We start from the raw sequence: 14,436 nt of genomic DNA, 5'->3' as shown, positions 1-14,436 counted from the left end.
ATCAACTACTTTAAGGAAAGCAAAGTGACATTTAACACTAACCGCAAAGACCAAGCAGCAATCAGCAAATTAATCGAGTTGTACTTTGATGCCTTGTACTACAGTGATGTTGAACGCTTAAAGCAGATCTTCCATAGCCAAGCCAGATATACCACTTCAAGTTCTGGTCAGTTAACCAATTTAAACATGCAAGAATACTTCGCACTGGTCTCTAATAGAGCTTCACCGGCTAGCCTCAAACAAAGTCGCACAGATGAGATTTTATTTATCGACTACACCAGTGAAACCACCGCCTCCATTAAAGTTAAATGCAGCATAGCACCGAAAAACTTCATCGATCTATTAACTGTGATCAAGCTCAATAATCGCTGGTTGATTATCAGCAAAGTTTTTGATTACACAATCCAGGAAGAAACCTCATGCCAATCGTGACCATCCAAATTACAGATGAAAATGTATCTGAAAAACAAAAACTATCTTTAATTTCAGAATGTACCGACGTTTTAACAAGAGTGCTCAACAAAGACCCCAACACAACTTTTGTTGTAATAGATGAGGTCCCAATGAGTAATTGGGGCATTGGCGGTACAGATGTAAAGACATACCGAAAATCTAACTAGGAGAAAAAATGTACACTTTATATACTTTATCTGGCAGCTGTTCTACAGCAATACATGCCTTACTCAACAAACTAGATCAAACTGTTGAAATTATTCATTTCAGCGATGTTGAAAACTATCACCTACTTGTTCCGACAAGGCAAGTTCCAGCTTTGCAAGACGGTGAAAAACGACTGACAGAAGGAGGCGCAATTGTTCTGTATTTGCTGAAAAAACACAATATTCCAATTAGCACTTGGGGTGACGAAGATGAGTTTCATTATTGGTTGTTATTTTGTTATGCCACCCTCCACCCTGCCTACGGTAAGTTATTTTCAGGATTGAAATTCATGCAAGATGGAGAAGTGAAAGATAAGTACTACCAAGCTTTAGCTAAGCAATTAAGCGAACTATGGAAAATTGTCGATACTAAATTAGAATCGAGCGACTTTATCTTAGGAGACAAGGTTTCTGTCATTGATTACTTAGTCACCATATATGCCAGTTGGGGCAATGTATTTCCCGAACTAGAGATTAAGCTAGGATCTAACGTCAAAAACCTAGCCCAAAAAGTCTCTAACTTGCCTGAATTTCAACAAGCTTACATGAAAGAAGGCGCTGAGCATTCCCTTCCAAAAAATTCATAACTAAATTTAACCTGATTGAATCAACCCTTTAATTTAGGGTTGGTTCCTACATTCTAATATTTTTAGGTAAAGACTGAAATTAAACGAATAAAGTATTGATTTAATCAATTAGCCTACTATTTTTTAGATAACAAGCTTGCTATATTGAGTTAAAATATCAATAAATTTACCCACATACATGCAGCCCAAAATACTAATCGTAGAAGATGAACCTAGCATTGCAGATAACTTAGTTTATATTCTGAAAAATGAACGTTTCGAGGTTAAATGGGTAAGTTTAGGGCGACAAGCTATTGAGTGCACTTTACAGCAGCAATTCGACTTAGTTATTTTAGATGTGGGTTTACCTGACATCAGTGGTTTTGAAGTCTGTAAAGAAATCCGAAAATCATCTGATGTGCCCATTTTATTTTTAACCGCTCGCGGTGACGAAATAGATCGAGTAGTCGGTCTAGAAATAGGTGGTGATGATTACGTTGTAAAACCTTTTAGCCCGCGTGAAGTAGCGGCAAGAATTAAAGTAATCATTCGACGAAATCGACTAGATATATCCGACACACTAGACAAGCAAAAAGCAGAAAATCGCGAAACTTTATTTATCCTAGATCCAGAAAAACGTCAAATAAAGTACCAATCAGTCATACTGGACTTAACCTTATACGAGTACGGCATTCTAGCTCTGCTAATACAGTCTCCAGAAAGAGTGTTCACCCGTGAGCAACTAATGCTATCCGTTTGGAATATGCCAGAAGAAAGCTATGATCGAGCAGTTGATACTCATATCAAAACAATTAGAGCTAAACTTAAAGCTATTAATCCAAATGATGATCCAGTTATGACACACCGCGGCGTTGGTTACAGTTTAAAGCCATTAGGAAAAGATCTTGAGTCTTAATTTCCGGATATTTTTTGCCTATTTTGTTGTTTTAGCATTAGCCATATATTTGCTGTTTAATGCATTTATGTCTGAAATAAAGCCAGGCTACAGGCAATCAACAGAAGATGCACTCATTGATATGGCAAACCTTGTAGCCGAGCTGATCACCGATGATTTTGTAGCGAATAATAAGCTAAGGATTAGCCCAAGTATTCAAGCATCAATTGCAAGGTTAGAAAACAGAGCTTATCAAGCTAACATTTTTAATACACAAAAAACGTATAGTAAATTAAGAATTTACGTAACAGATAACCAAGGCATAGTTAGGTATGACTCAACTGGTGTGGATCTGGGTGCCGATTACTCAAAATGGAATGATGTTTATTTAACTCTGCTTGGACGCTATGGAGCAAGAAGTACTAAAGCAGATCCAAGCGACGATTTAAGTTCTATTATGCATGTCGCAGCACCCATTATAATCAAAGATGAAATAATCGGCGTTGTCACTGTGGCTAAACCCAATATTTCAGTACAGCCTTTTATCGACAAAGTAAGAAAAAAACTAAAAAACCAAGGCATATGGTTAATTCTAAGTTCTTTCGTTATCACTTTGGCGCTTGCTTACGGCTTAACTCATTCAATTAGAAAATTAGCTAAATACGCAAATGAAGTTGCCCAAGGTAAAAGAAGCTCTCCACCTCAGCTAGCAGAAAAAGAGCTATCTCGGCTAGCAAAGGCAATGGAAAATATGCGTAAGCAACTAGCAGGCAAAGAATATGTTGAAAACTATGTCCATACTTTAACGCATGAATTGAAAAGCCCAATATCTGCAATTAAAGGCGCAAGTGAGTTAATTAGTGCAGACATGTCTAAAGAAGACTTAAATCATTTTGTCCAAAATATTCAAACAGAAACCAATAGAATCAATAATTTAGTCAATAAATTATTAGAACTGGCTGCTCTTGAGAAACAGCATAAATTAACTGAGCTCACCCAAATAGATTTAAACCAAGTGGTCGATCAAGTCGTAAAAAGCAAAATATTCATACTTAATACTAAATCAATCGAGCTATCCGTTGAGTATTCACCGCAACCAAATATGCAAGCAGATGCCTTGCTAATAGCTCAAGCTATCGACAATTTACTGCAAAACGCAATTGACTTTAGTCCAGAACATTCAAGCATTAAGATTCAGCTATGCTCCCTCTCCGACTCTCAAATTGTAGTTAAAGTTGAAGATCAAGGTGCCGGCATACCAGATTATGCGCTAGATAAAGTTCTCTCTCGTTTTTACTCACTTCCCCGACCTGCAACTGGCAAAAAAAGTTCAGGGTTAGGCTTATGTTTTGTGGAGCAAATAGCTGAGCTACATAAAGGGAGTTTTGTCATCAAAAACAAAGCGCCGAATGGCGTTTGCGCGCAACTAACCTTAGCCAGAAAATTAAATTAGCGGCACACACAAAACACACATAAACCACATATGTAAACCATATTGCATTGCTAACTTATGCCCTATCAATAAATGATGGAGCAGATAATGAAGCAAATACAAAAAAACTTAACAACCAAAATTGTCATTATAATTTTTATCAGTTTGGTCTTATTAATTCCTCTGGCTATGGTGAGTGATCAAATCAGAGATAGACAAAGGTTTTTAGCTGAAGCAACCCAAAGTGTCGCTCAGAGTTGGACTGGCCGACAACAAGTAGTCGCCCCCATTTTGGTTATACCGTACGAAATGATAGGGACTAAATTTGTATATGACTCAAAAGCAGAGAAAATGGTTGAAAAACCTTACCGCATCCAGAAAAGCTATTTTTTAAAACCCAAGACGACACAAATTACTGTCGATACTCTGGATTCGGCAAGACAAAAAGGTATTTATTCAATCCCAGTATATACTTCTAAAATTCAGATTAAAGCTGAGTTAGCCAGCGAACAAATTAAACAAATTTTATCTACTCAAACGCTAACTGACGGTGCAAAGGTGAAATTCGAGCCAGCTTACATTTCTGTCATGGTTTCGGATCCCCGCGGTATCAACAGAGTACCAAATCTTAAATTGGCAAATCAAACATTTGAGTTTTATCCGGGAAGCAAGCTAGAGAAGTATCAAAACGGATTACACGCTCAAATAGGTGACCTAAAGAAACTTGATTTAACCAATTTAACTTTAGAATTCGAATTTGATCTCAGGGGCATGGAGCAACTAGCTTTTGTCCCAGTCGGGAATAATGTATCTATAACAGCTAAATCAAACTGGCCTCACCCTCAATTTACAGGTCAATTTTTACCGACCAAGCTTTCCATTTCTGACGCTGGATATCAAGCCCAGTGGCAAGTCACTTCATTTGCGAGCAATATACAAAATAAGCTGGATGACTGCGCGAATGGAGAATGTAAAGCACTGTTGAATAGTGCCTTGGGCATAAAGCATATTGAGGCTGTTGATGTTTACCTACAATCTGAACGCTCTACAAAGTATGGCATTTTATTTATTGGTCTAACCTTTATTGCTTTCTTTATTTTTGAAGTGGTTAAACAGTTAAGAATTCACCCTATTCAATACACTTTAGTCGGACTAAGTATTTCCATTTTTTATCTACTCCTGCTTTCATTGTCTGAACATATTGCCTTTATAACAGCCTACGCTATCGCTAGTTTTGCCTGCGTCAGCTTGCTAATGTTTTATTTGTACTTTGTATTAAAGAGTTTGATAAGAGCTAGTCTATGTGCGCTTGCTATTGGTATTTTGTATGCTGTGCTATATGTCATTATTAGCGCTGAAGATTTTGCCCTTGCGATGGGATCAGCTTTAGTTTTTATCGTCCTCACCATTATTATGATAGTCACTCGTAATATTGACTGGTATCAAGTGAGTGACAATTTGGCAAGCTTAGCGCCAAAACAAGTCCCAAATGAGAAACCAAACAATGTGGACTAGAGCTTTAAGTATTAGTTTTATTGGCTTCATTGTTTGGGTGATTTCAGCAGCAAACAATGGAGCTGAATTAATGCTTTTTAAATTTGTAGCTGCTATTCCTTTTGGCGACAAAATAGGTCACTTTCTCATTTTTTTACTGATAACAATTTGCACAAATATTGGAATTAACGCTAAACAGGTTTTTATTTATGGCAAACATTATTCGTTAGCTTTTTTGTTAATCGGCTTATTAGCTACTAGTGAAGAATTTAGTCAAATCTTTATCGCTTCGCGATCTTTTGATTGGATAGATTTAACCGCGAGCTTAGGTGGTGTTTGGTGTGGCGCTAAGCTTAAGAGTGCCCAAAAACAGGAAAATTTATAAATTAGCGGTTTCAGATAATAAAACCAACCAAGTTATTAACTGAATTGAAAAGTCTTAAATCAAATAAGCTACATAGACAATACAAATGTAGCTTATTTAAGCATAACTCCAGATAAGAAATTAACTAATTTAACTCTGTTATCAGGAAAAATGCCTCTAGGAAGCAAGTTGCTATCCCGAATGAAGGTTAATTATTTTTTACCCAAATATATCAAGCCTACTACGCCTGCACATACGCTGAGTTGTGTAAAAGTCAGCGCTTCGCCAATTAAAACGGCCGCACCGAGTAAAGTACCAAATGGTTGTAACAATTGTAATTGGCTCATTTTAGTAATGCCGCCTTGGGCTAGCCCTTTGTTCCAAAAAACGAACCCGAGTAACTGACTAAATAAAGCAAGATATAAAATCGAAACAACTGTCGGTAAGCTAATTTGCCATAAATTATCCGGCATTAAATACAGAGTTAATATAGCACTAACAGGTGAGCTGATCGCGAGTATCCAGCAAATCACCAAAGTAGACGGCATACTTTGCGCTAATCGCCCTCCCATAGCATAACCAAAAGCGCCTAATGGCAAAGCCAAAAATAACCATATATCACCTGTGTTTAGACTTGATAATGTGCTGATATGACTTAATTCAAAATTAAAACTCAACAAGATTACCAAGGATGCAGCCATGCCACTGCAAAGCCAAAATTTGATCTTAGCTTTTTCTTTAGTGATCAAACTAGCCACAATAGCTGTCGCAAGTGGCAGCAAGGCAGAAATAATACCTGCGTGGCTCACACTCGTCGTTTTAATCCCAATAGAGGCTAATATCGGAAAACCAAAAACAATGCCGAGCGCGGTTAAACTAAGCTGAATAGCTTGCTGGCTGGTTGGTCGTCTCGCTTTATGAATGACTAAATAGCCAATCGCAAATAGGCTCGCAATAAAAGCCCGCATAACAGTTATAAAAACCGGATCTAATTCGGCCATCGCAAACTTGGTTACAGGAAAGGTAAAAGCAAAACAACTTATACCTAATAACGCCCATAAATATGGCAATTTATTTGCCCAGTTAGAATATGGAAGATTTAAATGTCCGAAGAAATGACTGAGAAATGTATTTTGCATCCACTTTGCCTTTAATGTTTTTAATCTGGTTGCCAGCATAAATTTGTTTTACCAAGCAAAACAGATACAATAAAATTAAAATAATGCAGTACAGATTTTTATTCTGGCTTTGAAGCGAAATAATTTACAACGCAAAATGGCAAGCCTCTATGGTGAACATCTGAGGTAAATAACTGTGGTAAATCAATATGGCATTTAAATACGAAACCTTGGCCTATCAAATTGCAAGTGATATCCGTCAGCACAAGCTATTGGCAGGTAGTCTATTGTTGTCGTTACGTAAATTTGCGCATCATCATAATATTAGTTTAAGCACAGCGACTAAAACCTATAATTTGCTTGAACAGCAAGGCTTAATTGGTGTTAAACCTAAGTCTGGTTATTTTGTTCGTGATTTTTTGTGTGTAGATGAGACGAGTAACACTAATAAAAAGATAACAGATAAGCCAACCGCAGAGTTAGTTACTCATGATACCTCGGATGTTATGTTTGAAGTTCTCAAAAACGCCATGCGCCCTAACATGATTAATTTGGGTGCTGGTTTTTTACCGGGATCATTATTACCCATCAAAGAGCTTCAGCGCTCGTTGCACAGAGCAAATCGCCGTTTACCTGCTGCGGCATATAGTTACGGCAATGAACAAGGTTTTTTAAGTTTACGCCAAGCCATTAGTGAAAGATTATTACAACGTAATTGCCATATTAAAGCCGAACAATTATTAATAACCAATGGTTGCTTAGAAGCGGTGAACTTAGCCATTTTGGAGCTGACTAAACCCGGTGATGTGGTCGCCATATTAACACCTTGTTACAGCGGTTTATTAATGGCAATTCAGCACTCTGGGCGTCAAATTTTAGAAATTCCATGTACCAGTCAAGGGCCAGATTTAAAGTATTTAGAGCAACTCATGCAGCAAAATTGCTTTCAAGCCTTTATTTTTAGTTCGGTTGGATATAACCCACTTGGCTTTAATTTATCGGTAAAAGTAAAACAGAAACTAGCCGATTTAATTCAACACTATCAAATCCCCAGTATTGAAGATGATGCTTTTGGTGAATTAGGATTTATCGGCGAGCAAACCAGTCCGGTCTATAGCTATGTATCGAGTTCGCCTAATTATATCGTTTATACAGGCTCTTTTTCTAAACCTTTAGCATCGGGCTATCGTGTTGGCTGGCTGTCTAGCGAATTAAAATTTGATGCTATGATTAAACGTAAATTAAATCAAAACCTGACAGTGTCTTTACCACCTCAAGTCGGGTTAGCTGATTATTTATTTAGCGAAGGTTATCAGGCGCACATCAAACGATTAAAAGTTGCGATTGAACAAAGGTTAAACCATCTGGCTCAATTAATTCGCCGCTATTTTGATCCATCAATTCAATTTACTTTACCAAAAGGCGGACTGTTTTTATGGTTAGAAGGGCCTGAACATTTTAACGCAATCACATTTTATCACTCTGCATTGGCGCAAGGTATTTCGGTCGCCCCTGGCGATATATTTTCGATGAACGGGACCTATAAAAATTGCGTACGCTTAACCATAGCCGAAACTGATTTGGGCAAAACTGAACAAGCTATTTTAGTACTGGCAAAGACTTACGCTGACTGCTTAAAAAACACCAAAAACCGGACTGATAAAGGCTGACCCTTATATGAATTGAGTGCTAGCGGATCACCAAAAAGTGATCCCTAAGAATTGTTTATAAACCGTAAGTGAGTATGTTATCGATACAATGATGGCTTGTTTTTATATCTTCTTTTTGCGCTTGTGTGAGAACTAAGTTGTCCAAGGCTTCTAAATTATCTAATTTCGCCCATAACTTAATTAAATCAGCAAAATCTATGTCACCTGAGCGTTCGAATTTTTTGATAGCCTTTTCCGAAACATGACTGGATAAAGATAATGCTTCTTTAGATAAATTAGCCTGTTTGCGCAACTGTTTTAAATAGCGTGCAAAATATAACTTTGTTTCATCTGTACTTAATTGGGCATTATTTTCCATTGAGATTACCTAGTTGCTAAAAATTAAGAATAACGCTCATTATATCGACAATTTGACTAAATGACAGTTAAATTAATATAACCTTAATATTCATATGATGAATTATTTCGCTTTAGTTTAAAATGTAAATAAGGATATTAAAGGCCAATATAAAACACGGCGTTAAATTAAGGCTTGATCTCCAACACCGCCCAACCTACCCCATCCATGGGGTTGTTTAGCTTGAGTTCAAAACTATATGACAATAAACATTGTTCTTTGGGCTGAAATTTCAACTATAAACAAAGGCAAGTACGCCGATAGGTCAAAGTCTTATTTCTGTTCAATATATTTTCGCCAGCTCCCAAACTGACTAATATTGACACCACTTTGCGCTATACTTTCTGCAATAAAACCGCTGACAAAACGGCCATCTTTCATCTCAACCTTGCCTATCCCTAAAGGTGCAGCAATCCCTTGAACAAAAGAAGCAAAATGTTCAGTCGGCATGCGCCACACTTCCACTTCAAATGATTGGGTTTCACCGGATGAACGTATTAATGCTGGACGCTCTACTTGCCCAGGTACGGCATACATTTGATAAGCACTAGCTGTGGTTGTGGTTTCGATTAACTGGGCGTCACGTTCAATTAACTGCCAGTTAAGCGCCATGTTAGATAAATGCGCGCCACACACAGCGAGATCAATAAAACCAGGATTATCATCTGAATTTATATTTTCAGTTATAAATGGCCAATCAGTTGCACCTAAAGTGAGTTGATTGTACTGCATAATTTTATCAGCATAAGCTAATAAGGTTTGATCTTGCATTGCCTGACCGAATAGGGTTATCCCAAATGGCATATTGTTATCAGTAAAACTGGTTGGCACTGCAATGGCCGAGAAATCTAATAGGTTCATAAAGTTGGTGTAGTAACCTAAATTAGAATTAAAGCCAATTGGATTTTCGCGAATTTCTTCACGACTGTAGTGCCTGCCCGCAGTAGGACTCACTAAAAAATCAACCTGTTCAACAATTAAATCGGCTTGTTTTTTTAGTGCTTGTAACTGATAAAGCGCAGCAAAACAATCCGTTGCTAATGGTTTATTCCCTGAGCTAATAATAGTTCGGGTGACATCCAACATGGCTTGTGATTGGTTTTCAATAATATGTTGAGTTGCTATATAGCGCTCTGCAACCCAAGGGCCTTCGTACAATAATTTAGCTGCCTGTAACATAGGTGAAAAATCGAGCTGCTTTTTATGGCCGCCTATCGCCTCGAGCCCTGCAACTGCTTTTTCAAATTCAGCTTGATAAGCATGATCACCAAAAAAAGTTAATTGTTCATCGAAAGGGACAGCAAAAGTAAAATTAGCTTTCGCTAAAACCGGCGCTTGATTCGCCGCGGGGTTACTACGCGAAAAGCTATCTTGGCTATCGTACTGCGCAGCGATTTGAAATACTTGATTTGCATCATGCGCGGTTAAAGCAAAAATACTGACACAATCTAAACTGCGACAAGCCGGAACCACACCCGATGTTGATAACAAGCCTTTGCTCGGTTTTAACCCAACCAAATTATTAAAACAAGCAGGTACTCGGCCAGATCCAGCTGTGTCAGTGCCTAATGAAAAGCTCACTGTGCCCAAGGCTAGTGAAACGGCCGATCCTGAGCTAGACCCACCCGAAATGTAATCTGGATTAAATGCATTTGGTGTTTCGCCATAAGGTGAACGAGTACCAACCAAGCCAGTGGCGAATTGGTCTAAATTCGTTTTACCGATTGGAATGGCACCTGCAGCTATCAATTGCTCAACCACAAAAGCCGATTTTTCTGGGATATAGCTAAACTCAGCACAAGCTGCTGTGGTAGGCACACCCGCTAAATCAATATTATCTTTAATCGCAAATGGCACACCATATAGTGCATGTGTTTGAGGTGACTTAGTTTTTAAGCCTGCTAAATAAGGTTGCAGCTCATCCTCATTTAATAAGTGGATCCAAACGGCTTGCTGTTTTTTTGCCTGTGAAATAAGTTCAGGAATAAGCACTGCTGGTGATAAAGTGCCACTTGTATAAGCTTTATTTAATTCACTGATAGTTAAGTTTATTTTATTCATAATTAAGCTTCCTCCAATACCATTAATGCTTGACCTGCATGAACTTGCTGACCTTCTTTTACTAATACCTTAACAACTTTTGCAGATTCAGTAGCCGCGATATCAATTTCCATTTTCATAGATTCGAGCACTATCATAGATTCACCCGATTGTATTTGTTGCTCAGCCTGACAACTTACTTTCCAAACACTGCCTGCAGCGGTTGCCTCCATTAAATACTGATTTTCAGCTAGTTGAATGCTTTCTGTTTGTTGCTCTGCATCGGCTTCAAATGAATAATTAAGCTGCCCTGTTCGTTTCCATTCAGCCATTTCGCTAGCAAAGGCTTGTTCGCGCTGTTTTGTGAAGCGATCAATATTGTCAGCGTTATCTTTCCATTGCTGGATAAGTTCTGGCATAGACACGGTAGCTGCTTCAACTTTTGGCTGCCATTTACCTAATGGAAAATCTTCACGAATTTGCATTAACTCTTCATGGCTGACTGGGTAATACTTAACTTGATCAAAAAATCGTAACAGCCAAGGTTGGTTGAATACTTCATTACTGCGGTAACGGTTCCACATTTGCACAGTTCGGCCAACAAACTGGTAACCACCAGGACCTTCCATGCCATAAATGCACATATAGGCTCCACCAATGCCCACCGAATTTTCAGCAGTCCAGGTTCGCGCGGGGTTATATTTAGTCGTCACTAATCGGTGACATTTATCCAACGGGGTTGCAACTGGTGCGCCTAGGTAGACGTCACCTAAGCCTAATACAAGGTAATTTGCGTTAAAGACAATCTCTTTCACTTGATCTATGTTATCTAAGCCATTTATGCGCTTAATAAATTCAAGGTTAGATGGACACCAAGGGGCATCTTTTCTGACTGATTGCACATATTTATCAATTGCTTCCTGACAGGCTTTATCATTCCAACTAAGTGGTAGATGAACAACTCTTGACTCAAAACTGAGCTGGCGGGTATCACCTAAACCTAAATCAATTTGCTTTATGGTTTCAATTAAGTCTTTAACATCTAACACTAGGTTTTCATAATGAATTTGCAACGAGCGAATGCCTGGGGTTAACTCTAACACGCCGTTGAGATTTTTAGCTTGAAGCCCTTCTAATAATGCCTGAACGCGAGCTCGCAAGGTTAAATCTAAAACCAGCTCACCATATTCTGCCAATAAAAATTTATCACCGGCTTGGCGAAAAACTAAACCCGGTTCGCCATCGTCAGTTTCTAATGTATCTAGAATTGGCGTTGAAATAGCTGCGGTTTGGTAATCGCATGAGATTGTTTCTAATTGATTGACTTGTTGATTTTGCGCGATTTCAATTTGCTTAGCACTTGCTAAATCAACCACTTCAAATTTTAAATTGTCACCCGCTTTTAACTGACCTAGCTTCCATAAGTCAGCACTGATTACGGTAAATGGACAAACAAAACCACCTAAACTTGGTCCATCTGGCCCTAAAATAACGGGCATATCGCCAGTAAAATCGACTGTGCCAAAAGCGTAGGCATTATCATGAATATTAGACGGATGCAGACCCGCTTCGCCACCAGTTTCACGAGCCCACTCAGGTTTAGGTCCAATTAAACGTATGCCTGTGCGACTTGAGTTATAATGGATTTTCCAAGTATGAAATTGAATTTGATCAATATCATCTTCAGTAAAAAAGTCTGGCGCGCCATGTGGACCATATATAACTCTTACTGTCCAATCCTTGGTTACAGGTGCGATAACCTTTCTTGGGATTTGATTAACAGGCAATATCTCAGACGATTTAGCAATAGACAGAAAGTCCCCCATGCGTAGAGCACGGCCACAATGTCCGCCAAACTGACCTAACGTAAAGGTACTTTTGCTGCCTAAATAGTCTGGGCATTGAATACCACCACTGACAGCTAAATAAGCGCGAGCACCTGCGGCGAGCACTTTACCGATTTTTAAAGTTTGTCCTGCTTTGATTGAAATAATTTGGTGATTGTTTTGTACTTGGTCATCTAAGTTAATTTCAATTTCAGCGCCTGTTACCACAACTTGGCAATCCTGATAAAACTTAAGGCTGGGGCCTTGTAAGGTAATTTCTAAACCGGCTGCATCTTCTGAGTTATTTAATAAACGATTCGCTAAGCGAAACGAATAAAAATCGAATGGACCAGATGGCGGCACGCCTATATCCCAATAACCTGTACGTGCCGGATAATCTTGAATTGTGGTCATAGTGCCGGCTTTTAATACTTCAAATCCAGCAAAGCTGGCTTGAAAATCATTTAAGCTACGGGTAAATATTTTGCCTTGTTTAAAGCTATCGTCAGCTAAAATTTGCTGAACATAATCTACATTGGTAATCACCCCATAAATATTCGAGTCGGTTAAGGCTTTATCCAGTTTGGCAATGGCCGCATCACGATTATCTGAATGCACTATCACTTTAGCCAACATAGGATCAAAAAATGGAGAAACCGTTAATCCTGCTTCAACCCAGTGATCAACTCTTACATCTTGTAGCGGCCATTCCACTTGAGTTAAAAGCCCTGCAGACGGTTGGAAATTTTTTACCGGATTTTCAGCATAAATCCGTGCTTGAATTGCATGGCCTTGCGGTTTCATTGCGTCTAATTCTGTTAAATCTAATGCCTGTTTTTGCACATGCTCGCTATAAGCGACTTTTAACATCCACTCCACTAAATCAAGCTGATAACACATTTCAGTGACACCATGTTCAACCTGCAAGCGAGTGTTGACTTCTAAAAAATAAAATGTGTCTTGATCCTGGTCATAAATAAATTCAACTGTACCCGCATTTAAATATTGAATTGAAGCCATTAAATTTTTAGCTGTCGCTAGCATGGCGCTGCGAGTTTTAGCCGGTAAGTTAGGCGCTGGTGTTTCTTCAATTACTTTTTGGTTGCGGCGCTGACTAGAGCAATCACGCTCACCTAAAGTGACCACCTGACCAAATCCATTCCCTATAACTTGAACTTCAATATGGCGAGCTTTCTCTACAAATTTTTCAACAAATACACCGTCGTTGGCAAAGTTTTGGGCACCTAAATGTTTTACATTAATAAACGCTTTTTCGAGTTCAGTTACTGTATCGCATCTTTGCATCCCAATACCACCACCACCTGCAGTGCTTTTAAGCATGACAGGAAAACCCACGTTTTCGGCATATTGAGTTAATTCTTCAACGTCTGAAATTAAGCCACTGCCAGGCACTAAAGGTACATTTGCTTTTTCAGCAATATCTCTAGCTTGATGTTTTAATCCAAAGTCGATCATTTGCTGGGCCCGCGGGCCAATAAAACCTATGTTTTCTTGTTTTAATTTTTCGGAAAAACTCGCGTTTTCGCTTAAAAAGCCATAGCCAGGATGAATGGCTTGTGCGCCAGTTTGATTGGCAATCTCAATGATTTTATCTTGATTTAAATATGTGGTCGCGGCTGCACCTTCGCCTAAGCTGTATGCTTCATCGGCTTGAGTAACATGCAAAGATTCTTTGTCGGCTTGTGAGTAAACGGCAATACTTTTAATGCCAAGTTTTTTTAATGTGCGAATGATACGACAGGCAATAGCGCCTCGATTTGCGATTAGGACAGTGTTAAACATAATATTTCACTCGTCTTTGCGGGTCGTCCCGCATCAAACTTTAGTAGCCGGGCCGTCCCGGTTACAGCGCGTAGTGGCTGCTTTTTATACAAAGCTTCATTAATTTGAAGCGTTTTTTCATGTTGAAAAAACATTTTGCTTTTAGAGCCAAAATTATAATTGATTGACTAGT

Annotated in this window: 12 protein-coding genes; 8 read left to right on the top strand and 4 right to left on the bottom strand. The window is 38.7% G+C overall.

The features are described from left to right. Positions 1-24: 24 nt before the first annotated feature. The 7 genes from XM47_RS01005 to XM47_RS00975 all read left to right on the top strand — a co-directional run bounded on the left by XM47_RS01005 (position 25) and on the right by XM47_RS00975 (position 5,431). Positions 25-432: a nuclear transport factor 2 family protein gene (locus XM47_RS01005; RefSeq protein WP_048688361.1), complete on the top strand. Its 408-nt coding sequence runs from the start codon at positions 25-27 to the stop codon at positions 430-432. Next, entirely contained in the window at positions 420-620 is a 201-nt protein-coding gene (locus XM47_RS01000; RefSeq protein WP_048688358.1) for a tautomerase family protein, read from the top strand. Before XM47_RS01005 ends, XM47_RS01000 begins: the two co-directional genes overlap by 13 nt. 8 nt (positions 621-628) lie before the next feature. Then, positions 629-1,246 carry a glutathione S-transferase family protein gene (locus XM47_RS00995; RefSeq protein WP_048688356.1) on the top strand — a complete coding sequence of 206 codons (618 nt, stop codon included), beginning with the start codon at positions 629-631 and terminating at the stop codon, positions 1,244-1,246. Positions 1,247-1,424: 178 nt separating this feature from the next. After that, a complete protein-coding gene (gene creB / locus XM47_RS00990; RefSeq protein WP_048688352.1) occupies positions 1,425-2,141 on the top strand; it encodes a two-component system response regulator CreB in 717 nt (238 codons plus the stop codon). Beyond that, positions 2,131-3,573, top strand: coding sequence for a two-component system sensor histidine kinase CreC (gene creC / locus XM47_RS00985; protein ID WP_048688350.1), 1,443 nt, complete (start codon positions 2,131-2,133; stop codon positions 3,571-3,573). Before creB ends, creC begins: the two co-directional genes overlap by 11 nt. An 87-nt stretch (positions 3,574-3,660) precedes the next feature. Beyond that, positions 3,661-5,067, top strand: a complete 1,407-nt coding sequence (creD, locus tag XM47_RS00980; protein WP_048688346.1) for a cell envelope integrity protein CreD — start codon at positions 3,661-3,663, stop codon at positions 5,065-5,067. Positions 5,068-5,137: 70 nt separating this feature from the next. Then, positions 5,138-5,431: a VanZ family protein gene (locus XM47_RS00975; protein WP_172656484.1), complete on the top strand. Its 294-nt coding sequence runs from the start codon at positions 5,138-5,140 to the stop codon at positions 5,429-5,431. 191 nt (positions 5,432-5,622) lie between these two features. Here the strand turns inward: XM47_RS00975 and XM47_RS00970 are convergent, their stop codons facing one another. Beyond that, a complete protein-coding gene (locus tag XM47_RS00970; protein ID WP_048688341.1) occupies positions 5,623-6,549 on the bottom strand; it encodes a DMT family transporter in 927 nt (308 codons plus the stop codon). A 188-nt stretch (positions 6,550-6,737) separates the two neighbouring features. Between XM47_RS00970 and XM47_RS00965 the strand changes: the two genes are divergently transcribed. Then, positions 6,738-8,198, top strand: coding sequence for an aminotransferase-like domain-containing protein (locus XM47_RS00965; RefSeq protein WP_048688338.1), 1,461 nt, complete (start codon positions 6,738-6,740; stop codon positions 8,196-8,198). A 55-nt stretch (positions 8,199-8,253) separates the two neighbouring features. Here the strand turns inward: XM47_RS00965 and XM47_RS00960 are convergent, their stop codons facing one another. From XM47_RS00960 to uca, 3 genes are all read right to left on the bottom strand, one after another. Then, complete coding sequence (locus tag XM47_RS00960; protein WP_053084485.1) at positions 8,254-8,556, bottom strand: helix-turn-helix domain-containing protein; 303 nt, start codon at positions 8,554-8,556, stop codon at positions 8,254-8,256. 312 nt (positions 8,557-8,868) lie between these two features. Then, complete coding sequence (gene atzF, locus XM47_RS00955; protein ID WP_048688335.1) at positions 8,869-10,656, bottom strand: allophanate hydrolase; 1,788 nt, start codon at positions 10,654-10,656, stop codon at positions 8,869-8,871. Between the two features lie 2 nt (positions 10,657-10,658). Next, complete coding sequence (gene uca, locus XM47_RS00950; RefSeq protein WP_048688332.1) at positions 10,659-14,264, bottom strand: urea carboxylase; 3,606 nt, start codon at positions 14,262-14,264, stop codon at positions 10,659-10,661. Positions 14,265-14,436 lie beyond the last annotated feature (172 nt).

Source organism: Catenovulum maritimum, assembly GCF_001050375.1.
Taxonomy (GTDB): domain Bacteria; phylum Pseudomonadota; class Gammaproteobacteria; order Enterobacterales; family Alteromonadaceae; genus Catenovulum; species Catenovulum maritimum.
Note: the sequence above shows the minus strand (reverse complement) of the source record. Positions and strands in the feature narration are given on the sequence as shown.

Bases quoted from the DNA above. Each gene is read 5' to 3' on its own strand.
- XM47_RS01000 (WP_048688358.1), top strand. From the start codon at position 420: ATGCCAATCGTGACCATCCAAATTACAGATGAAAATGTATCTGAAAAA.
- XM47_RS00975 (WP_172656484.1), top strand. From the start codon at position 5,138: ATGCTTTTTAAATTTGTAGCTGCTATTCCTTTTGGCGACAAAATAGGT.
- atzF (WP_048688335.1), bottom strand. From the start codon at position 10,656: ATGAATAAAATAAACTTAACTATCAGTGAATTAAATAAAGCTTATACA.
- XM47_RS00960 (WP_053084485.1), bottom strand. From the start codon at position 8,556: ATGGAAAATAATGCCCAATTAAGTACAGATGAAACAAAGTTATATTTT.
- creD (WP_048688346.1), top strand. From the start codon at position 3,661: ATGAAGCAAATACAAAAAAACTTAACAACCAAAATTGTCATTATAATT.
- XM47_RS00965 (WP_048688338.1), top strand. From the start codon at position 6,738: ATGGCATTTAAATACGAAACCTTGGCCTATCAAATTGCAAGTGATATC.
- XM47_RS00995 (WP_048688356.1), top strand. From the start codon at position 629: ATGTACACTTTATATACTTTATCTGGCAGCTGTTCTACAGCAATACAT.
- uca (WP_048688332.1), bottom strand. From the start codon at position 14,264: ATGTTTAACACTGTCCTAATCGCAAATCGAGGCGCTATTGCCTGTCGT.
- creB (WP_048688352.1), top strand. From the start codon at position 1,425: ATGCAGCCCAAAATACTAATCGTAGAAGATGAACCTAGCATTGCAGAT.
- XM47_RS00970 (WP_048688341.1), bottom strand. From the start codon at position 6,549: ATGCAAAATACATTTCTCAGTCATTTCTTCGGACATTTAAATCTTCCA.